21 protein-coding genes are annotated in these 20456 nt (G+C 41.8%); 4 read left to right on the plus strand and 17 right to left on the minus strand.

Annotation, left to right across the window (positions count from 1 at the left end; all coding sequences use genetic code 11):
• Positions 1-368: 368 nt before the first annotated feature.
• The 3 genes from NIASO_RS01295 to NIASO_RS01305 all read left to right on the plus strand — a co-directional run bounded on the left by NIASO_RS01295 (position 369) and on the right by NIASO_RS01305 (position 1779).
• Positions 369-596 carry a (4Fe-4S)-binding protein gene (locus tag NIASO_RS01295; protein ID WP_008582068.1) on the plus strand — a complete coding sequence of 76 codons (228 nt, stop codon included), beginning with the start codon at positions 369-371 and terminating at the stop codon, positions 594-596.
• Between the two features lie 15 nt (positions 597-611).
• A complete protein-coding gene (locus NIASO_RS01300; RefSeq protein ID WP_008582066.1) occupies positions 612-893 on the plus strand; it encodes a GNAT family N-acetyltransferase in 282 nt (93 codons plus the stop codon).
• Between the two features lie 133 nt (positions 894-1026).
• Complete coding sequence (locus tag NIASO_RS01305; RefSeq protein WP_008582064.1) at positions 1027-1779, plus strand: lysophospholipid acyltransferase family protein; 753 nt, start codon at positions 1027-1029, stop codon at positions 1777-1779.
• Between the two features lie 394 nt (positions 1780-2173).
• Here the strand turns inward: NIASO_RS01305 and NIASO_RS01315 are convergent, their stop codons facing one another.
• Positions 2174-2536, minus strand: coding sequence for a DUF2200 domain-containing protein (locus tag NIASO_RS01315; RefSeq protein WP_044046252.1), 363 nt, complete (start codon positions 2534-2536; stop codon positions 2174-2176).
• A gap of 137 nt (positions 2537-2673) precedes the next feature.
• On the opposite strand from NIASO_RS01315, the gene NIASO_RS20130 reads away from it, so the two are divergent.
• Positions 2674-2949, plus strand: coding sequence for a hypothetical protein (locus NIASO_RS20130; protein WP_008582061.1), 276 nt, complete (start codon positions 2674-2676; stop codon positions 2947-2949).
• 618 nt (positions 2950-3567) lie between these two features.
• Here NIASO_RS20130 and NIASO_RS20135 read toward each other — a convergent pair.
• The 16 genes from NIASO_RS20135 to NIASO_RS01395 form a co-directional block, all read right to left on the minus strand.
• Positions 3568-3744 carry a hypothetical protein gene (locus NIASO_RS20135; RefSeq protein WP_157547164.1) on the minus strand — a complete coding sequence of 59 codons (177 nt, stop codon included), beginning with the start codon at positions 3742-3744 and terminating at the stop codon, positions 3568-3570.
• A 306-nt stretch (positions 3745-4050) separates the two neighbouring features.
• Positions 4051-6024 (minus strand): right-handed parallel beta-helix repeat-containing protein, encoded by a 1974-nt coding sequence (locus NIASO_RS01325; protein WP_008582058.1) that lies wholly within the window; start codon positions 6022-6024, stop codon positions 4051-4053.
• Positions 5996-7120, minus strand: a complete 1125-nt coding sequence (locus NIASO_RS01330; RefSeq protein WP_008582056.1) for a DUF1972 domain-containing protein — start codon at positions 7118-7120, stop codon at positions 5996-5998. Before NIASO_RS01330 ends, NIASO_RS01325 begins: the two co-directional genes overlap by 29 nt.
• Entirely contained in the window at positions 7117-8220 is a 1104-nt protein-coding gene (locus tag NIASO_RS01335; protein WP_008582055.1) for a glycosyltransferase family 4 protein, read from the minus strand. The genes NIASO_RS01330 and NIASO_RS01335 overlap by 4 nt, the downstream gene beginning before the upstream one ends.
• The gene (locus NIASO_RS01340; RefSeq protein WP_008582053.1) at positions 8217-9449 is read right to left on the minus strand and encodes an O-antigen ligase family protein; all 1233 of its coding nucleotides are present in this window, start codon (positions 9447-9449) and stop codon (positions 8217-8219) included. The genes NIASO_RS01335 and NIASO_RS01340 overlap by 4 nt, the downstream gene beginning before the upstream one ends.
• A gap of 9 nt (positions 9450-9458) precedes the next feature.
• Entirely contained in the window at positions 9459-10658 is a 1200-nt protein-coding gene (locus tag NIASO_RS01345) for a glycosyltransferase (protein WP_157547168.1), read from the minus strand.
• A 194-nt stretch (positions 10659-10852) separates the two neighbouring features.
• Positions 10853-11965 carry an N-acetyl sugar amidotransferase gene (locus tag NIASO_RS01350; RefSeq protein ID WP_008582050.1) on the minus strand — a complete coding sequence of 371 codons (1113 nt, stop codon included), beginning with the start codon at positions 11963-11965 and terminating at the stop codon, positions 10853-10855.
• An 8-nt stretch (positions 11966-11973) separates the two neighbouring features.
• Entirely contained in the window at positions 11974-12729 is a 756-nt protein-coding gene (locus NIASO_RS01355) for an AglZ/HisF2 family acetamidino modification protein (protein ID WP_008582048.1), read from the minus strand.
• A gap of 5 nt (positions 12730-12734) precedes the next feature.
• On the minus strand, positions 12735-13349 hold the full coding sequence (gene hisH / locus NIASO_RS01360; protein ID WP_008582047.1) for an imidazole glycerol phosphate synthase subunit HisH: 615 nt from the start codon (positions 13347-13349) through the stop codon (positions 12735-12737).
• 7 nt (positions 13350-13356) lie between these two features.
• Positions 13357-14745 carry a lipopolysaccharide biosynthesis protein gene (locus tag NIASO_RS01365; protein ID WP_008582045.1) on the minus strand — a complete coding sequence of 463 codons (1389 nt, stop codon included), beginning with the start codon at positions 14743-14745 and terminating at the stop codon, positions 13357-13359.
• A complete protein-coding gene (locus NIASO_RS01370; protein ID WP_008582043.1) occupies positions 14742-15893 on the minus strand; it encodes a glycosyltransferase family 4 protein in 1152 nt (383 codons plus the stop codon). The genes NIASO_RS01365 and NIASO_RS01370 overlap by 4 nt, the downstream gene beginning before the upstream one ends.
• Complete coding sequence (gene wecB / locus NIASO_RS01375; RefSeq protein WP_008582041.1) at positions 15883-17022, minus strand: non-hydrolyzing UDP-N-acetylglucosamine 2-epimerase; 1140 nt, start codon at positions 17020-17022, stop codon at positions 15883-15885. The genes NIASO_RS01370 and wecB overlap by 11 nt, the downstream gene beginning before the upstream one ends.
• 8 nt (positions 17023-17030) lie before the next feature.
• A complete protein-coding gene (locus NIASO_RS01380; protein WP_084568261.1) occupies positions 17031-17684 on the minus strand; it encodes a methyltransferase domain-containing protein in 654 nt (217 codons plus the stop codon).
• Between the two features lie 32 nt (positions 17685-17716).
• Positions 17717-18754 carry a Gfo/Idh/MocA family protein gene (locus NIASO_RS01385; protein ID WP_008582038.1) on the minus strand — a complete coding sequence of 346 codons (1038 nt, stop codon included), beginning with the start codon at positions 18752-18754 and terminating at the stop codon, positions 17717-17719.
• Positions 18754-19323 carry an acyltransferase gene (locus NIASO_RS01390; protein WP_008582037.1) on the minus strand — a complete coding sequence of 190 codons (570 nt, stop codon included), beginning with the start codon at positions 19321-19323 and terminating at the stop codon, positions 18754-18756. Before NIASO_RS01390 ends, NIASO_RS01385 begins: the two co-directional genes overlap by 1 nt.
• Positions 19320-20447 (minus strand): DegT/DnrJ/EryC1/StrS family aminotransferase, encoded by a 1128-nt coding sequence (locus tag NIASO_RS01395; RefSeq protein ID WP_008582036.1) that lies wholly within the window; start codon positions 20445-20447, stop codon positions 19320-19322. Before NIASO_RS01395 ends, NIASO_RS01390 begins: the two co-directional genes overlap by 4 nt.
• Positions 20448-20456: the final 9 nt, after the last annotated feature.

The raw sequence follows: 20456 nt of genomic DNA on the forward strand, positions 1-20456 counted from the left end.
TCGACAAAAAAGTCTTTGGGGCTGGCAAAGCGTGGCCCGCAGAATGCGCATCCCGATAAATCGGGAGCCGTTGGCGAGGCGCAGATGAACTCAGCTCTTATTCTGCGATAGTCTGCGAGATCCGCGGGAAACCTATTGAAAATGGAAGTAGAAGCAGAAGATTCCTCCATGCCGGATTTCCTGTTGCTGGCTTTTGGGTTAACCCCGCAGACGAGTTTTATTCATCTGCGAAAGTCTGCTCAGTCAGCGGGAAACAAGGCCCGGCGGCTGGGATTTTATAGATTAATAATTGAGTGAACATCGATAGTTTGAGCGGTTGTTGAATGAAATACAGCCGTTTTTTGGTATATTGAGGATAAATCATTCCGATGGCAATAAAAGAATATTCGAACGGTGAGATCGTGATCATATGGAAATCGGATCTCTGTATCCATTCCGGCATTTGTGTAAAAACCCTGCCGGATGTTTATCATCCTAAAGATTCTCCCTGGATCACGCCCCAAAATGCGACCACCGAAGCGTTAAAAGCGCAGATTGCCCAATGTCCTTCCGGCGCCCTCTCCTGGCGTGAAGCAACTCCCAAAGACGATCAATAAATTAAAAAAACAAGCGTGGAGATCATTCAGGAAGACGATGGACGAAAGGGCGCTTTTAAGGCGATAACAGATGGGATACCTGCAGGAGAGATGACTTATGTGTGGGCTGGCGACACCCGGTTTATCATCGATCATACGGAAGTGGATGCCCGCTTTAATGGAAGAGGAGTAGGAAAACAATTGCTAATGAAAGCCGTTGCATTTGCCAGGGACAGGCAACTTAAAATATTGCCGCTCTGTCCGTTTGCAAAAGCAATGTTTGCGAAGATCAAAGAGATTGGCGATGTGCTGTCTTGAACCGGCATGAGTTTTCGTTTATCATTTCACTTCTCCCGATGTACTGCTTTAGGATTAATCTGACGACAGTAGTTTTTAAGAGTTGCTTTGCTGAAAATTTTAATTTGTTTATTTTGACCACCAAAAATATAATATGAGCAAACGGAAGGGGCGCCTGCGGAATGTCAATATTGTAAGGAAGTTTGTTCATTTTACAGTGGGGATGTTTACCTATCCCGGTATTGCCCTGTTCAATAAATTAAGAATACAGGGCATAGAAAATCTGAAAGACCTTCCTTCACACAACGTTTTATTTGTAAGCAATCATCAGACTTACTTCGTGGATGTGATCACTTTTTTTCACATCCTTTCCGCCCGTAAATGGGGGAAGAAGGAACGGTTGGGTCTGCCGTATTACCTGTTAAACCCTTATACCCGCGTGAACTATGTAGCAGCCGAACAAACGATGAAAAGCAGTTGGCTGAGCCGCCTGTTTTTATTGGCGGGCGGGCTAACGGTGAAACGCACCTGGAATGAAAACAGCAGTGAAAAGCGGACCGGGCTGGATCCTTCTGATACCCGTAAAATACAACGCGCTTTAGACAGCAATTGGGTGATCACTTTTCCCCAGGGAACCACAACGCCCTATGCGCCCGCGCGGAAGGGAACTGCTTTAATCGTAAAACATCACAAGCCCATTGTTATACCTGTGATCATTAACGGGTTTTCCAGGGCATTCAATAAAACGGGGGTGGGAATGAAACGCAGGGGGAGCCTGCTAACCGTTACCTTTAAAGCACCTTTGAAAATTGACTACGAGGCATCCACCAACGACATCACGGATCAGTTGATGAATGCTATTGAGCAAAGCAAAAAGTTTATGCCGGAAGTGTTGAAAGGTGAATAGTCAATAGTCAATAGTCAATGGTGCATCAACGTCATTTCCCTAAGCGGGGATTCCCGGGAAGGTAGAATAAGGAATATTGAATTAGAAATGCAAAAGGGTGTAATTTCAATAACATTCAATGTTCGTTCCTTTTGATGCTTGTATTAACTTCCCCGCAAAACGAAAAATCAGAGACAAGAAATAAAGAGCAGGAAAAGGGAGCGTGGTCGCGGCAAATTTTCTCATCGTCCAGATAGATTATCCCGTCGCCCTGACCGGAGCGGAAGGGAACTCCCTCGTCAAACAAAGGTCTGAAAATTTCGTTGTGAGAGCGGATCTTCGTAGAGATGTCTCCCTCCCGGTCGACATGACGAAAGTCGTTCCCCGGGATCGACGCAACGGAGCTTTCTAAATGCTAGCTTCTTAAAATTTTATCCATTTTTCGTCCTTTGGCTAATTCGTCCACCAGCTTATCTAAGTATCTTACTTTTTGCGTCAATGGATCTTCGATTGCTTCGACCCGGTAGCCGCAGATAACGCCGGTGATCAAATGCGCATTGGGGTTCAGTGTCGCTTTCTCGAAAAAGGTTTCAAAAGACGCCTTTTCGTCAATCAGTTCCTGCAATTTCTTTTCATCAAAACCCGTCAGCCATTCTATAACCTGGTGCAGCTCTTGTTTGGTCCGGGCCTTTCCTTCCACCTTTTTTACATAATGGGGATATACTGATGCGAAGCTCATCTTAGCGATTCGTTCATTGTGCTCATTAGTTATTTTCATGCGTTTATTTTTTAGCATTGCCAACCGATTGTTGTCAGCCTGTAAAGATGTGATCCATTGCCACAAATTTAGTGAATTGAAGGGTGTCTTTGTACCCTACAATGTTTTGTATAAGTAGGGCTAAGCCTGCAATACTAATGTTTTCAGAAATCGATATCCTGAAGTGTCCGTTTGGGGAGGTTTTTAAAAACCTTATGCGGAAGTTTGGTTTGAGGGTTGATAATAGACCAGATGGTCAAAAAAACAATCCAAAAATCGACCTTGTTGTGCATGTTATATACCTGTTGCAGGGAGCCCTTAATAATCAAGGCAAATCCGGCAAAGAGCAGCAGGAGCATTACTACTATTATGGCTGCGATAGTAAGAAGGGGGCTTGGGCGGTATCCATACAACAGCAATTAAATGAATTATGATCACAATAAAATTAATAACCGAGAAAAAAAGCTCTAAGAAACGAAGTGCTGGTAGCTGCAGCCAGCAACTCTGTAATGCCGTTGTATAGGAACAAGATCAGCCAGCCCGAACAAATGAGCACGAGAGCATCTTTGTGCACGCCAAGGGTTAGATAAGGGATTCGGTAGCAAAGCAGGTAAAAACAACACACAGAAAGGAGTGTGTCTCATATGATAAGGAAAACGGTGAACTCATCATCAGCATATCCCTGCAGATTCCAAGCAAATAACCATAATCCGGTCAGCAAGAAAAGGATGAGATACAATAACCGCGTAAACCGCTTATTGGGCGACCGGCGGACAGGCTGCTAGATGATGAGCAGTAAGTAAAGAAAAGCATAAATAGTATACCACGCAGCATTAAAACCACTGGGACTCACCGACAGAAAACTAACCAACTCTGCAATAAAGTTGGTCGATAAAATAATGATGAACGGGTGAAACAAGGAACGGGTCTTCCGCCATCGACTCCATCCAGCAAGGGCGGGGATCAAACTGGAAAACCCGCTGAAAACCGTTATTGCATACCAAATGTTCAAACCAATTTGTTTCTTGATCCCTGGTTTATTTTAATTGCAGTTACGGCTGGTTTAGAGGGCTGGGCTGCGGAGAGGTCGGTGAACAGCGGATCGATTGCTCTTCGATATCACCATCATCCTCGGGCAATCCGGAACCAGCAGCGGCCGAAGGTAAAATATCGTTGTTGCCGGCATCGGAACATACAAATACCGCATGCACGTAAAGTTCAATATCCATGCTATAGTAAATCCGCAGCGCCGCACAGCCAGGCTTTGCAAGCAGGTTTTCAATGGCGGCCCCTATCGAAGGTTTCGCTTAATGACAATAGGTTTTTGTTTCGAAAGGCAGGCGCCAGAATTAACTCTTTGTCCTGACAGTAACGCAGCGTCATCTCCGCCGCAGTGGCTAGAGGGATGTTGTATATATAGTGATCGTTTTCGATTACTATCTTTGGTATTAGTTAGCCTTTTGCCACCGAATGCCGTACATCTGAATTTATATGAATACTCCCTCCGGAAACCGGCTTAGCCTGAATTTTAGCTACTAATTGGTTAAAAGATCGAAGGTTTTTTCAGTGAGAAATGTTTTTCTAACATCCCCGGCCAGAACTACTTTTATTCTTGAGTTTAGTTTTTCGAAAGGATAGGTGATTTGTAATATCTCAACTATTTGTGAATTACTGGTTCGTATGAATTTTGCCCTGGACAAATCAACAGGTTGAGAAATCTCTCCGACCAGAAAAGTATTGGTTGCCTGGAGTCCCAGTCTTATAAAACGAACCGAAGTTATTTTTCGATATTGCGTGTTATTCACATTGTTTGTTGATAGGAGGCTGGAATTCGACAGAATACTTTTCGATGTAACAAACTTTTCGGGGATTCCTTTTAAATCTGCAGCAGTGTTTGGCATCCCTTTTAGCTTGTTGTCCGTGATTTTTAGCTGCACTTCGGACGAGTAGCTTCTTTCATCGTTATAATGCCTCACTTTAATTGGTGTGCGGCCTTCAATGACATTATTTTGAATAGCAATATTGCCGCCCCCATAAAAATTCATGGTGGAGTCTGACGCGCCGGAAAATCTTGATTGATTTATAGCGATATTACTTCTGCCTGCTGCATATATATATTGATTTCCTCCTGTAAATTCGCAGTTGTCGAATTTTAGTTGTTGGGATTTCATATAGCCCGCGCTGATGATCGCTGAAGCTTTATTATACAGTGGCTGCGAAGTAGATGATGCCCACACACTGGTTCGGTTTTGACCAAATTTAGAATTATTAATAGTAATCAAACCACCCCCGGAGGATGCCGAGGCTATATACAGTCCACAGAATTTATTGCTTTGAAACGAACAATTGGTAATGGTTACATTCACTTTGTTCTTTACTTCAGTTCTGGTGAACAATCTAAGCCCGACAAAATTGTTTATACCTTTGACCCCTTTTGCGTAAAGATTCGTGTTCTCAGCTGAAATAGCAGCCCCGAGACTTTTGTTGTTTTCTCCTGTATAACAATTTTCAAACACTCCACCATCTATTGTACAGTTTAGAATGCGGTCAGGATCTCCTTCCATAACAATGCCTCCTTTTGCTGCGTACTGGCCAAACTTAGATTGTTCCGAACTTACTTTACAGTTAACAAATGAGTATCTTCTTTTGGGAAGAAAAGTAGCGTTTGTGTTCGCAAAATTATCTATAGCAAACCCCGCGTATCCTAATGATGCAGCATTTGCAAAACAATTTGTGAAACGTACCAGGTCACAAGAGCTGGCATAAAATACACCAGTGGATCCACAGAAACGGCCAATTACAGCATTGACAGATATATTTGTGCTGCGTGTTATTAACAGGGCATGGCCTCCTTTGTTGATGAGCCATGCCGTTTTTTGATCAGGAAGAGAAAATTTTGAAGCGGCATCGGCGTCACCCCAGTTTTCGCCCTTACTTTCAATACAAAGGTTTTCAATAGTGAGTTTATTACACTCATCAATACTAAGCGTTGAAAAAAAAGTGGTTTTTGAAGTTCCCGTCAATTGGCCTTTGACAAACAACCTGCTTGTTGCTCCATCACCTTTTATGATCAGGTTATTTTTATTTTTAATGATAACCGGTCCATCGATCAGATAGTTTCCTTTAGGAAAATACACTGTTTGCCCGGGTTGCAGATTGTTGAAAATTTTATTCAGTACTTTCTGGTTATCCGTATTGCCATCTCCCTTTGCGCCAAGCAGCGCAACGTTTATCACAGCCTGTGAAATCGGATTGACTTCTGGACTATTTAAAGGAGCGGGGATCTCCATTGCACATCCTGGATATCCGGTTCCGCTGCAGATGAAAGAATGAAAATGACCTGTCATGCTATTCTCCGGTTTCGGAGTATCCCTATTATGCGCAAAGGCTTCAAAAGTGCCGGCGCTTAAAAGATGAACAAAGGCCGAAACAATAAAAAATCTCTGGCAGGCAGTTGATATTACCGACCAGGTAGAGAGTTTATTTCTGATTTTGACGACTATTTGCATAATATATTTTATTAAACAGATCGATGTATTGCTGGATGATATGCTCCCACGAATATTTGTTACTGATGATATCAAGGTTTGACCTGCTGAATGAAGCAAAACTTTCATTCCTGAGACGCTCCACCTCGTTAATAATGGTGGTTACCTGATCGCTATCACTAAAATATAACGCATTGGCCTCCAACACCCCTCTATTGAAGTCATTGTTGTGCGCGGCAATAAAGGAACCTGCAGCCATGGCTTCGAGCAGGGAAGGGTTGGTTCCCCCCACTGAATGACCATGAAAATATGCCAGCGCGTTCTTTCTAAGAGCGTCGAGCACCTCTTTTTTATAGATCCCTCCAACGAAATGCACCATTTTCTCATTCCCAATTTTCTGATTAAGATACTTAAAGTGTTTCGTCTGCATTCCTCCTACACAAATAAGGGGCCATTTTTTATCCGACCTGAGGTAGCCGTCAATAATCATTTCAACATTATTTTCGGGTTCGAGCCGTGCGATGAGCAAAAAATAGCCGGCTGGCTGGAGCGAATACTGGTTGATCAGTGAGTCGTCTACCTTTTCCGGTATTTCAGCACCATAAGGAATCATATGCGAGTTGGCCTGATACTGTTCAAACAGGTATTTCTGAATACCAGTGTTATCTGCTATCAGGTTGTGTGAGGTTTTTACCGCCAGTTTTTCAAAATACTTAGTAAGCCAACGGGTCATTGGGCCCCATTTTGCGCGCTTCCATTCCAAGCCGTCCATATTAGTGACTATAGCCGAACTGCCAAAATTCAGAAAGAGATGACTAATGCTGTTAGTGCCGTAACCGGCTTCATAAATGATATCAAACTTCTTCCGAATAGCGTCTTTAAGACAGAGATAATCGTAAATAAAGTTAGCGCTTGCTCCGATTTGTTTTTCAGGGCTCCATTTGCGAACAATTTTTACACCTTCGAAAAAGTGCTCTCGAAACGAATGGAATTCGGGATTATATACCGTTACCTCGAATCCTTTTTGCTGGAGGCCTGTTGCCAGGTATTCAGCGAATTGTTCAAAACCTCCGTATTGATTAGGGATCCCTCGGGTTCCTATAATTGCTATTCTCATTTAATAATTTGTTTGTAGGCCGCAAGTGTTGTCAATGCAGTTTTTTCCCAGGTAAAATGAGTCCGGATGTGGGACTGTAAACTTGAGGAGCGTGGAGCACTATATGCCATATCGATGGCGTTTCTCACGGAAGCAATATTCCCGGGTTTGCAATAAAAGGCATGATCACCAAAATAGTCGTATGTGTCCCCGTTGGGGGTAATAACCAGATTGGCTCCCATAATTCCAGCTTCGAGCGAAGAAAGACCTGGTGTTTCCATCCAGCTCACCAAAGCGTGCACCCGGGCCAATTTGTAAAATTGAGGTAATTTATCGTGCTCCAGATGGTTGATGAACGTTACATTGCTGCCAGCAGCATTCTTTACGGCCTCGTAGTAGCCCAGGGCATTTTTCCCAGGTTTGCCCACAAGTACAAGGTGATACGGGGAATTTCGGACCGCCTCTACCAGATCTGCCTGGCATTTTCTTCCTTCGATCCTAGCTACACAAAGTATGCAGCCTTCATATTTTTTGTATTGCTCTTCCACCACAGTCTTTTCAGGATCAAATAGTGACGTGTCAACAGCATTGGGGATCACTTCGAATTTTGGATCCTTAAGTTTAAAATCACGAATGACGCGTTCCATTTCCGATAGAGAATTAGGGAGGAAAACGTCCGTGTTGTCAACAATTTTCTTCAGTGTGCTGTAATAGCCGGTAACCAAAATTTTCAGACTACCAACATGAAACTCTCCACCCAGAAGTGCCCGCGCTGCAATTTTACAGTACTCGATTTGAAAAGGAGATAACAACCTGAATAGGAACCGGGCTTTACTTTTCCTACCCTTACGCTCAAAATCAGTATAGAGGCCATAGATAGTTGAAAGGGCTACCGGCTTATTTTGTTTTTTAGCGTTCATTATTTGCATCAATGACTCCTGCCCCCGCATCAGGTTAAATACATGTACCATATCATAACCTGTCAGGTCGGGTTGCAGTTCAGTGGATACGTCGATTTTTACATCAAGGCGTTCAAGGTATTCCTTGGTTTTAAGTAACTGTATTGTATCACCGCCGGGTGCATCAAATAAAGTTTTTCGGGATTGAAACAGAACTTTCATAAATATGTTGTTTGAGAAGTCTTTTGAGTAGGAGCTCCTCCTTGTTTAATCAGTAGAAGAATAAAAACCAGTGCTGTGGCAGACAGACCATTGAACAGTGTGTGCCCCGCAAACATCGAGTGGGCGAAGAGGGTCACCGTACACCAGCCCAATATTCGACTTTTTTTAAAGGATTTGCGTATACAGTAGATCATAAATGTAAAATACAGACATACGCCAATGATACCATAGATAAAAAAAGTATCAAATATGTCCATCTCAAGCATTTTATAGTTGAGTGTATACTGCGTAGGCAATTCATAGGAAAGAAAAGAGCCTGCGCCAAATAATATCCGGAGCGGCAGAAAGGGTGATTGCTTAAAAGCAGTGAACGCCGTATCCAGATAGGATTCACGTCCACTCATTAAAAAGCCCAGCCAGGAAGTCTTGTTCTCAAACCGGAATATGAGCAGTTCAAATGCAATGTTTAGCGAAGCAAGGATTTTGTCGGCATAAATAAAGATCAGGACAAGGAAAGCAATGATTAAAAAGGAACGGTACAATGAAGGGATGCTCCATAGCATAAAAATAAAATTTAGTACCAGAAATATTACAGATGCTTTTGTAGCAATGAGCATCAGACAGACCAGGGTCAGACTATACAGGGCTTTTGGACCAATTCCTTTGAGATAACGTTGCTTAAAACCAAAACGAAGAATAAAAGATAACGCCCCCAGCAACAATCCCAGTCCGTTCCCCGATGAGAATAGTCCCTGCGACCTGAAGAATGAGTTTGAGATGCCTAGCCTGATCGCCAAAACATCTCCTATGATAAACGTGAAGCACAAAATGGCTGTGAATTTATACATCAGGCGAACCAATGCTTTTTCGTCAAAATGTTCTTTTTGGATGATCTTTTCAAGCGCGAAGTATATAAAGGCTGCGTAGATAAATTTGTAGGAAAATACCAATCCGATTGCGAGTCCCTGAAAGCTCTGATGGGCAACGAAAGCGACGGCCTCAATCAATAACATGTAAAGGCACATAATCGCTAATATCCGGTATCGTTGTTTTGACTGAATGATTAATAGCGATAGGCCAATAAGGAGAAAACGGATTATCTGAGACGGCGTACCAAGGCCTCCGGCAGAGAGGGTATCTCCCCTCACCAATAATCCCGTCATGCTATCGAATAGTGGAACCAGCAGCAGGATAAAAATAAATGTTCTGTTGAGTGAGTGATTTTCCATAACAATTTTTTAGTTGGTATCTTCTGCAAGATACTGGTGAAGCAAGGCGACATGTTCGTTAATGGAAAAACTCATGGCATAGGATCTGGCATTATCTGCCATTGGATAATATTGCTGAAAGTTATCAACAATCTGTGAAAAATATCTCGCCAGCTCATTGTCGTCGTTTTCTTTGACATAGATCATGAAGTCCTGACGTGGAAACTGGCGAAAAATGATATTGTCAAAAGCAAGAATAAGTCTACCAGCAGCCATTAATTCCAGCAGATTGTTAGAAACACCACTTCCCCCGCCTCCGGTATCATCCCCTGATTTGGTTAATGCTACACCACAATGGATAGTGGCAAGATATGTATGCATTTTGTAATTGGGAATCCGGCCCACAAACTCACAATTAGGAGTAGTTCTCGCGAAATCCTCTATCGATTCCTCACCCCAGCCGACAAAAGAGAAAGTTACCCTGTCAACCAGGCCGGGGTAGTGAGAATTAAATATTTTTATTGCGGAGACGAAGTTATGAGCCCCTTTTGCCTCAAAAAACCTGCCAATATATGCTATCTTAATCTTGTTTGCCGGCAACTGGCGAACATCTTCGAAATTTGTGTAGGTAGACAGATTGATTGCATTGGGAACAACAACAGACGGTACATTATATTCCCTGATATAGTTATCCCGGGTATCCCAACCATTTGAGATTACTAAATCTGCATCCTTCAACGCTTTTTTTTCAAAAAAGAAAATATATTTTGAAAAGATCCGGGAGGTATGGGTGCCAATATGTTTGCTTAATGTTGTACGGAGCCAAATATAGTGCCTGGTGTTTCGCCTGATACCGTAGAGGTTAAGAAAAAAAGCCAAAAAAATGCCGGTAGGATAGGAGCCTAAAGACAAGGCGCTTACAGCATGCGTTTTTTTTAAAGCTTTGGCTACATTACTATGGAATTTCAGAAGTTTAATAAAATTATTAAATAACCCCTTTTTTTCTGAAAGCTGTATGGGAATATAGCGAATGATGTTGCTATTATCGTCGGCCGGTAAAGGAATTTGTTTTGAAGGAGTTGTGTAATAGTATATGTTTATTTTATGAAAATATTGTCTCCCACGTAGTACTTCATGCAGAAACAAGCGAAGCCAGGTTTCTACACCTCCATTGCTGGAGTCCAGATTTGAAAAAAATATTAAGTTAATCTCCATGGTGGCTTTGTTCACGCTTGCTGATTAATTATGCGGACAGGCTTTTCTGCTATCGCACCCTGGAAATAGACCAGCACCTTTCTCCGGATTGAGGCATTGATTCTACTTGCGAAATAGTTGCCAAACCAGATTTTATACCCAAGCTGGCCCCTTTTTTTTAATAACAGCAGGTTGGAGCTATTCTGAAAATCCGCATTGTTGGAATTTTTTTAGCTCATTTTTTTCTTTCTCATTATTTTCAACCAAAGCAAAACCAGCCATTCGTCACTTTTAAAATCCAGATGTGATTTTGGGGGCTCTGTCATCATTTTATCAAATTCCTGTTCAGTAAACCCTAATTTTTTCAATACATATTGCTTGTCTTTTTTCAGCTCAGCAGGGTCGTAAAGCGGTTGGGCGAGTTGTTCCATTGCTTGTTCGCGTGTAATTTCTCCGTTCCGGATTAATGAGGACAAATGAACTTTTCTTTTATCTACCTTGAACTTATAGGGTAGAATGAATGCCTGATAAAATTTGGTAAAGACTGATTCATAATGCTTCCCGCCGTAGTATTCCCACCCAAATTCTTTTTTCAACGTTTCCATTGCTTCATTTTTGTTATAATTGATCATATTAAGAAGCTCCACATATGTTCCGCCTGTGTTCAGCATCTTGATCAGTTTGAAACGAACGGAGCTCATTGTTGGAAACTCTTTAATGGGAAGCGTGCCAAATTTGCGCTGAATGTCTTTGATATTAACCAGATCCTGTTTTCGCCAAAGCCATGCATTGGGCATACCGTTTTCGGTACGAATATTTACGCCGGAAAGCACGTAGCGAATGTTGTGCTTTTTCCGAATCTTAAACATCGTGGCCATGATGGCATGATCGGTGAGCATTTCAATATCAACTACACCGGCTTTAAAAAAAGACCGTTGTAAATCCCGGAATTCGGGCCAGTTTATCACATAAGTTTCTAAATCAAACCCACATTTATCAACAATTTTCTTTATGTTGGAGACAGCCGTTTGCGAGTTCCACCCATTGTCAAAGTGAACACATAAAGGGTTGAGACCAAATTTGTGGGCGAGATAGGCTGTATAGGAACTATCCACCCCTCCGCTCAAGCCGATTATAGAATCGTATTGCCCTTTCTTGTTGTTTTTTATCTCTTTGGTTATGCGCAGGATATTTGCTTCCGCCTGTTCAGGTGTAAAATTATATGCGGGCATCACTTTTTCCAGATGGCGGCAATAATTGCAGACTCCTTCATCATCAAAAATAATTTCAGGGTCTGTGGTATCCATTACACACCTGGTGCATACTTGAATAGTATTATTCATATAAATATTTATAATATTTCTTTTAATTCTTTTTGAGTGGGGTAAGAGATTAAAACTGCTCTATGAGGCCCCTGATAAACAAAAATGCTGCCGATTGCTACTGCTGACGCCCCTGCGTTAGCGGCAAGCTTAATATCTGAAAGCCTGGATGCTCCGCCGCAAATTGTTACTGGGACTCCAACATTTTTAGTGATCATCTCTGTAAGTTTGACATCAAATCCCTGGTAGGTTCCCTCCCGGTCTACATTATTAATAAATATTTCCCCGCAGCCCAGGCTTTCAAGCCTTTTTGCATATTCGACAGGCTGCAAATCTAAAGATTTCTTTTTTACATGATCATATACCGTGTAGTTGCCCCAGAGGTTCTTTTTAACATCCATAGCAGCAACAATAGTGGATTGGGCAAACCGGTCTGCGGCCTCGGTGATAAATTCGGGGTGATACAGCGCATGTTGATTAACAACAATTTTTTCGACGCCGATTTTTAAAATCTGTTCGATTTGCTGGAGTGAACTAATGCCGCCGCCATAGGTAAGAGGCATAAAGCACTCTGAAGCAAGGTCGTGTATAATTTCGAGACGTGGCTGCGTCTTGTGGGCAGAGCTTTGAATGTCTATAAAAATCAGCTCGTCTACTTCTTTATCGTTAAAAATTTTAACAGCATTGATCGGATCTCCAAGATACTTACTATTCTTAAATTTCTCCGTTTTAACTAGCCCTCCGTTTTCAAGCAACAAGCAGGGGATTACTCTTATTTTCAGCATGTGTGTTAGAGTGATGCAAAGTTGTTTAATAATTTAAGGCCAAATTTGTGGCTTTTTTCGGGGTGGAATTGAACTCCCATTACATTTCCTGCTTGAAAAGCCGCACAAAAATCCTGTCCGTAGTGGCAGGAATAGATAGTGTTGGAAGAGTCTTCCGGCAAAACAAAATAGGAATGGACAAAGTAGAATTTGATCTCATCGAGTTTATCCAGCTCCTGTTGCAGGGGAGAGGGGGATTGGATGCGTACCAGATTCCATCCCATGTGAGGGACCTTCAACGTAGTGTCGGCAAAATTGAATTTCTTCGTCCGGGCGTTTATCCATCCAAGGCCCTTTCCGGTGCCTTCCTCACTTTGCAGAGTCATTAGCTGCATGCCGAGACAAATGCCGAGAATCGGAATTTTATCCTTAAGAACCTTCTTATGAAGGGGAGCAATCCACCCACCGTTTTGAAGTGAATTCATTCCCACATCAAACGCGCCCACTCCTGGAAGAATGAGCTTAGAGGCCTGGTCTATCTCAGCCGGGTCAGAAATGATTGCATTGTCGAATCCAAGCCTGTCTAACATGTTCTTTATTGAGCCCAGATTTCCTGTGTTATAATCAATAATGCCGATCATTTATGTATTATAATTTTTTTATATTAATTAGGTCACTTTTGTACATAAAAATATTTACAAAAATGCCTGCAATACAAACAAAGTAAAGAAAAATAGACGACAGAAGAGTTAATATTATAGCAACAAGAACAAAAGCTGCTGATATCAAAAATTTTCTAAAGTTTATTTTAAAATGGTAGCTGGCCAAACCGAGGTAAGTTCTACATCCGAAGAAAAATAAATATCCAATTGCCATTGCTGCCGCCGCCCCAACGGCACCGTTTTTTGGAATTAGAAACCATCCAGAGATCGAATTTGCACAAAGTGCAATAATTATGATGTATAAATGTTGGATTGTTTTTTTTTTGAAATTTATTCCCACCATGGTTACCTCTGAAATAGTATAGAACATTGGGATTAATAATAACATCGGAAATATTGGAATCACTCCACTATAGCTTTTGGGCAGTAAGATCAGCAATATTTTCTGGGACATTATAATAATCAGGATCAATAAGCTGAAGACACAGGTTAATACGTTAAATACTGTGCTGAAAGGTGCAGTATTTTCTGGATCCTGTTTATAACGTTCGAGAGAATAGGGGAACCAAAATGTTGTAAAACCTGTTTGAACGACGTTTAAACTATAAGCAATTTTTGATGCGGTGGCATAAAGCCCGATTTGTGTAAAATTGCTGAATATTCTTAGAAAGGTGCGGTCGACTCCCTGAAAAAGCCAATCCAAAAGGAATGTTGGAACGAAAGGAAGGCTGTACAATAATACAGTTTTCATAAGCGGCTTATTGATTTTCAGCCCTTTAAATACTCCTGCCCAAATTTGCCAATAGAGCAAGACAGCTACTATAGCGGCAATAATTTGGGATACGATCAAGCCGAAAATCAGTGCGATGAAACTTGCCTCGACAAATAAGGCATAGGCCACGGTGGCTGCAAAGTTTGCAACAGCCTGTAAAATTTGCACCGCGGAGTAGCGCATGGCCATTCCCTTCATTCTTAGGGCCACGTTTGAAAGCCTCAGCATTATTCCCCCCGCGAGCGCAAGTGTAATCAGGTGCACGACATGCTCGTTGGAAGAATTAAAAAGAAACTCGTTAATAGGCTTCTTAGCCAGTTCGATTACGATCGCACAGATGGCAAAGGTGGCAATAAGTGGGGGAAGGCAGGACTTTAGCAGTGTCTCTTTTGAGACCGTCTCGTTGTAAAATCGGGCAAAACCCTGGTCAATGGCTAAAAGGGCCACATTTAAGGTAAGGTTATAGGCGAGGATAAACATTGCTGATTTACCAAACTCTTCAGGGGCTACAAGCCAGGCTATGACCGGTGTAGAAACCAATGATAAAAGAGCCTGAACCCAAGTGCCTACTGAAAATTTTGCCAGTGTTTTGAGTAAATTCATGTCTGTTGGTATCCTTCCTTTAACAGTTTAAGCTCCGTAGCGATTACCACGTTGTGTCCCGCTTTGGATTGAATGGAATCGGCAGCTTGCCTGGATAATCTTGCAAAAAGCACAGGATCACTGGCCAACTGTTCAATTGCATTTGCAAGTTCTAAAGCATTTCTGGTAAGAAAACCACTTACGCCATGCTCACAAAATTCGGGGATGGCAGTATTATCTGAAGTGACAGGAACAAGGCCGCTTGACATAGCCTCACACATAGACACGCCCTGGGCATCCTGGCGTGTAGGACAAAGAAAGATGCCAAAGTCCTTGTGTACTGATGGAATTTGATGATTTTCTATAAAGTAATTATGTAATATAACATTGTCGTCGTTTTTAACAGAAGCCGTAATTTTATCGAAGAATTTACCTTTTCCATATAAATGAAAGGTCATTTTCTTAAATATCGGCCTTGAGCGGAGCAGGTTAATCGCTGCAACAGCCTTGTCATTTGCATATTTATGAGTCTCGAAGGAGCGGATAAGCAGCACCCGCAGGGCCTGTTCGGGTGTTTTTAAATGGTATTGAAACAGATTACTGTCAATAGGGTTGGGTATTATGCTGAAATGTTTTATCCTGGTAAGCGTGTCGGTCTCGGTGATACGCTTCATCCAATTAGAGACAAAAATAAACCGAATATTGCCGAACTTATTGGAAAAACGAATAATCCTTCTTACATAATACAATTGCACCCAATTTTTCAATGCGAAAATAGCAAACTTATGGGCTGTTTTCCATTTGAAGTAATATAGCCGCCGATACCATCCCAGCGCCTCCTCTCCATGAACCCAGATAAACACCGGAATTTTCAGGTGCTTAAGAAATGAATCGAAATACCAGCCGCTGACAAAATGAATGCCCATCAAATCCGGATTTTGCTCTGTAATGCATTTTACGAAAGAGGGTTTGTCCGAAAAATTCATTACATCTATCCCTTCATAATTATACTTTTTGCTTTTTTCTAATGGGCGGTACCCGATAACTACAACTTCAAAATCGTTTAGGTAATATTTCAACCTGGAGTGCACAAACACATCTCCGTAAAGATTTTCCTTGCTTGGATAATTATTGTTGAGTATTACAAGTCTTGGCTTTTTAAATGACATCGCTAAGAATATTGGTCTTTTGCTTTATAAACGCTGCTACCCGTTGAGAGGCTTTTCCGTCGCCATATGGATTTCTGAGCCTGCTCATGTGCTGATAATGGGCATCATCCTCAAGTAACTTTTTGCAATTAAAAAATATTTTTTCACGGTCGGTCCCAACTAAAATGACCGTGCCTGCATCCAGCGCTTCCGGTCTTTCTGTGGTATCCCTCATAACAAGGACTGGCTTCCCAAGGCTGGGTGCCTCCTCCTGAATTCCCCCACTGTCTGTTAGAATGATTTTTGATTGGTTCATTAGCCATATGAAACTGGGGTAGGACAGGGGCGAAACGAGGCTGATGTTTTCCTGAGCGGAAAGTCTTGCGTAAACGACATCCTTTACGTTTGGGTTCAGGTGGACTGGGTAAATGATCTGAACATCAGGTAAATTGCTGACATCGAGCAATGCCTCGCAAATATTTTGGAAGCCCTGTCCATGATTTTCCCGCCTGTGGCCAGTTACTAACACAATATTTTTCCCGGGAATTATTTTCTTCTTTAATTCTTCAATTTCCGGATTGCTGAACCCCTCATCGATTTTGGATACGCTTTCAAGAAGAGCATCTATTACAGTATTGCCGGTTACGCAAATATGCTCAGGGGCTATCCCTTCATTTAAGAGATTTTGTTGTGAGGTTGTTGTTGGTGCAAAATGAAAATTTCCGAGCATACCCGTGATACGCCTGTTCGCCTCTTCAGGAAATGGAGAATATATATTGTGTGTTCTTAAACCGGCTTCTATATGACAGATTGGAACACCTGAATAGAATGCCGCCAGGCTTGTTGCCATACTTGTAGTAGTGTCCCCGTGAACAAAAACGCTATCGGGCTTGAAGTCATCGAATACAGGCTTTATGAATTCGAGCAACCGCGCGGTGAGCTGATGCAGCGTTTGCCCGGATTGCATAATATTCAGATCGTAGTCAGGCGTTATTTTGAAAAAATCAAGCACTTGATCGAGCATTTCCCTGTGTTGCGCTGTAACACAAACTCGAACATCAAAAAAATTATCCGCTTTCATTTTCAACACAAGAGGTGCCATTTTTATTGCCTCGGGCCTCGTTCCAAATACAATGAGTGCTTTATACATTTTTTATTTTACTTTTTCTTAAAGACATAAAAATTCGCGAGAGATTCCTGTTCGCCCACTCCCGGATAGGGGTTTAAAATCTCTGAGATCAATTCCCAATCTAGCCGGTGGCTTGCAACCCAGTCCGTGAATTTTCTATGAATCACATGCGCTGCTTCCTTTTTGTCAAAATCCGTGGAATAAATAATAACGAATTTATCCGATAATGTAAACAGGTTTTTAAGATAGGTTTCAAATACTTCAAATTCAACCAAATGATATATTACATCGATTGAAAGAGCAAGGTCGAACTGCTCCGTTCTGATTAATTGTTCTACCACTTCCTCGCTATTAATCATGAACCGTTTGCTCTTGTCTTGAGAAAAAATCTTATTACACCTCGCTATTACACTTTCTGAAATGTCGAGCCCAATGTATGAGGGATAAAGAAGCTGTTTTAACTGATTCCCATCTCCGCAACCTAATTCAATAGCAGATTTGATTGAATACTCATTTATCGCATTATTAATAATTTCCGCCTTAAAGGTTGCTAAACGGCCGTATGAACCATCCCCAGAATTTCCCCCGCTTTTATACCTTTCCTCCCAGTAATGTTTAGAAGTATCAAAAGGAATGTCCTTCTTGCTAAATGCCCGAAACATTCGTTTAATTATTTTTATCATTTTAATAACTGTATTTTAGTTTTATTCCGTTTTTATTGACCCTTGATACCTCCGTTATAGATTCGTTCAATTATCTCCACTACTTTTAAACCCTCCAGTGCATTAGTAGTAATGGTTCCAAGGTTATGAACCACATCCACTACGTTTTCAATGATGTAATGATGATTGGCAGCGCTTCCTTTGTAGGCGCCATAATCATTGCCTGGATTTGTAGGCGCCAGCTCAGGCATGACATAATCTTTTATATGGCAATATTCGACCTCGTTCATGTATTGTCCACCAACTTTTAAAGAGCCGTTCTCTGCAATAACCGTAATACTGCTCTCTAAGTTCTTATCCCACACCGAGGTACTATAATTCAGGCAGCCAATACCGCCGTTCAGGAATTCGAAGCTTACAACACCAGTGTCTTCAAAATCGGTCAGGTGCTCATGATTAAAGTCGTTGAACCGGGCCTGTATATTGGTAATATCTCCAAAATACCAGTACATCAGATCTATGAAATGACTGAATTGGGTAAATAAAGTACCTCCATCCAGTTCCTTATTACCATGCCAGCTGCCCTTTTTATAATATCGGTCATCCCGGTTCCAATAACAGTTGATCTGTACTAAGAATATTTTACCCAGTTTTCCACTTTCCAGCAATTCTTTTAACCACACACTTGGTGGGCTATAGCGATTTTGCATTACGGCAAATACCTGTTTATGTACCTGCAATGCTTTGAAAATAACTTTCTCAGCATCTGCTTTGCTAAGCGCCATTGGCTTTTCCAGCACAATATGCTTTTTGGCTTCCAGGCATTGCATAGCCTGCGCGGCATGGAAGCCATTGGGAGAAGCTATATTTATCACATCAACATCAGTAGCTACAGGCGATTGCAAAAAGGCTTCAAGGCTATTAAAAAAGAGTGCATCGTAATGGTCAATTCTCAATTGGTCTTTAGGTTTAACATCGATTAATGCAACCAATTCGCAATCTTCGTTCCTGGTAATCATCTCTGCATGACGTTTGCCAATATGCCCGCACCCCACAACGGCAAATTTTACCTTCTGATTTGTTGTAGTCATTATTTAATTCTAGTTACAGTTTGATTTTGCAAAATATATTCCTGCCCGCTTTCCGGACAGACAGCTCTATCTTCTTTAAATTCAAGGCGATGCCCAAATTCACTCATCCAGCCGATTTGTTTCGCAGGATTACCAACGACAAGAGCGTAAGAGGGGACGTGTTTGGTAATTACAGCACCCGCACCGATGAAGGCATATTCGCCGATATCATGCCCGCATACAATTGTTGCATTCGCCCCAATGGTCGCTCCTTTTGCTACTTTTGTTTTTGCGTATTGCCCTCGCCGGTTCACCGCGCTTCTGGGATTAATAACATTGGTAAAAACGCAGGACGGTCCCAGGAATACATCGTCTTCACAGATTACCCCGGTATAAATGGACACATTGTTTTGCACTTTTACATTCTCACCTAATATGACTCTCGGGGAAATCACAACATTCTGCCCTATGTTACAATTTTTCCCTAATACTGTATCTTTCATTATATGTGAAAAGTGCCAGACCTTAGTGCCGTCGCCGATCAGAGCGCCCTCATCAACAACGGCGGTGGTGTGAATATATATACTCATTTTGAGAAAAAACTTTTAATATTGGAGGCAATAAATTCTTGTTGTTCAAAAGAAAGCTCTGTATGCATGGGTAATGATAAGACAGAAGAACACAACTCGCTCGTAACAGAAAGATTCCCGCTAATGAGGCCCAGGGATCGATATGCTTCCTGCTCCTGCAAAGGGATGGGATAATAGATCATTGACGGGATACCTGTTTGCTGCAGAAAAGCTTTTAATTCATCTCTTTTATTGCCGCTTATTTTTATAGTATACTGGTGAAATACATGTGAAGACATTGGGCTTCGCTCAGGCAGGGCAATTTCTGCTACATCTTTCAGCAATTCATCATAAATAATTGCAGCCTTATTCCTGGCGGCCGAATATTCATCCAGATAGTTAAGTTTTATATTGAGCACTGCCGCCTGAAGCGTATCAAGACGCGAATTAACACCAATACATGAATGTTGATATTTTACTCGTTGGCCATGATTGCATATCATTGATATTTTTTCTGCCAATTTAGTATCCTGCGTATAAATTGCTCCGCCATCCCCATAACATCCGAGGTTTTTAGAAGGGAAAAATGAAGTGCATCCTATATGCCCAATCGTTCCGGCCATCTTTTTTGAGCCGTCAGGAAAAGTATATAGCGCCCCAATGGCCTGAGCTGTATCCTCAACCACATATAGCTGGTGTTTGGCAGCCAGGGACATAATAGGCTGCATATCGGCACACTGACCGAACAAATGAACAGGAACTATTGCCCGGGTTTTAGGGGTTATGGCTTTTTCTATAAGATTAGCAGTTATGTTGAAGGTGCTCGAATCTACATCTACCATAACGGGCGTTAACCTCAATAAGCCAATTACTTCTGCTGTGGCAGCGTAAGTAAAAGCAGGAAGGATCACTTCATCTCCCGGCTGAAGATCAAGCGCCATAAGCGCAACCTGGAGGGCATCGGTTCCATTTGCACAGGGAATCACATTTGATACTGACAAATATTTAGCAAGAGCCGTAGAAAATTGCTTTACAGAAGGACCGTTAATAAAGGTAGTTGAATCAAGGCAGGATTCAATTGCTTCCATTATTTCCGGCTTTATTTTTGCAAACTGACCTTTCAGGTCAACCATAGCTATACTCATTCTTTTAAA

Source organism: Niabella soli DSM 19437 (genome assembly GCF_000243115.2).
GTDB lineage: Bacteria > Bacteroidota > Bacteroidia > Chitinophagales > Chitinophagaceae > Niabella > Niabella soli.

Coding starts and splice junctions, on each gene's coding strand:
- NIASO_RS01390 (WP_008582037.1), bottom strand. CDS start 19,323: ATGAGTATATATATTCACACCACCGCCGTTGTTGATGAGGGCGCTCTG.
- NIASO_RS01340 (WP_008582053.1), bottom strand. CDS start 9,449: ATGGAAAATCACTCACTCAACAGAACATTTATTTTTATCCTGCTGCTG.
- NIASO_RS20135 (WP_157547164.1), bottom strand. CDS start 3,744: ATGGATATTGAACTTTACGTGCATGCGGTATTTGTATGTTCCGATGCC.
- NIASO_RS01370 (WP_008582043.1), bottom strand. CDS start 15,893: ATGTCATTTAAAAAGCCAAGACTTGTAATACTCAACAATAATTATCCA.
- NIASO_RS01395 (WP_008582036.1), bottom strand. CDS start 20,447: ATGAGTATAGCTATGGTTGACCTGAAAGGTCAGTTTGCAAAAATAAAG.
- NIASO_RS01295 (WP_008582068.1), top strand. CDS start 369: ATGGCAATAAAAGAATATTCGAACGGTGAGATCGTGATCATATGGAAA.
- NIASO_RS01330 (WP_008582056.1), bottom strand. CDS start 7,120: ATGAGAATAGCAATTATAGGAACCCGAGGGATCCCTAATCAATACGGA.
- NIASO_RS01315 (WP_044046252.1), bottom strand. CDS start 2,536: ATGAAAATAACTAATGAGCACAATGAACGAATCGCTAAGATGAGCTTC.
- NIASO_RS01325 (WP_008582058.1), bottom strand. CDS start 6,024: ATGCAAATAGTCGTCAAAATCAGAAATAAACTCTCTACCTGGTCGGTA.
- NIASO_RS01355 (WP_008582048.1), bottom strand. CDS start 12,729: ATGCTGAAAATAAGAGTAATCCCCTGCTTGTTGCTTGAAAACGGAGGG.
- NIASO_RS01305 (WP_008582064.1), top strand. CDS start 1,027: ATGAGCAAACGGAAGGGGCGCCTGCGGAATGTCAATATTGTAAGGAAG.
- NIASO_RS20130 (WP_008582061.1), top strand. CDS start 2,674: ATGTTTTCAGAAATCGATATCCTGAAGTGTCCGTTTGGGGAGGTTTTT.
- NIASO_RS01380 (WP_084568261.1), bottom strand. CDS start 17,684: ATGATAAAAATAATTAAACGAATGTTTCGGGCATTTAGCAAGAAGGAC.
- NIASO_RS01350 (WP_008582050.1), bottom strand. CDS start 11,965: ATGAATAATACTATTCAAGTATGCACCAGGTGTGTAATGGATACCACA.
- hisH (WP_008582047.1), bottom strand. CDS start 13,349: ATGATCGGCATTATTGATTATAACACAGGAAATCTGGGCTCAATAAAG.
- NIASO_RS01335 (WP_008582055.1), bottom strand. CDS start 8,220: ATGAAAGTTCTGTTTCAATCCCGAAAAACTTTATTTGATGCACCCGGC.
- NIASO_RS01385 (WP_008582038.1), bottom strand. CDS start 18,754: ATGACTACAACAAATCAGAAGGTAAAATTTGCCGTTGTGGGGTGCGGG.
- NIASO_RS01365 (WP_008582045.1), bottom strand. CDS start 14,745: ATGAATTTACTCAAAACACTGGCAAAATTTTCAGTAGGCACTTGGGTT.
- wecB (WP_008582041.1), bottom strand. CDS start 17,022: ATGTATAAAGCACTCATTGTATTTGGAACGAGGCCCGAGGCAATAAAA.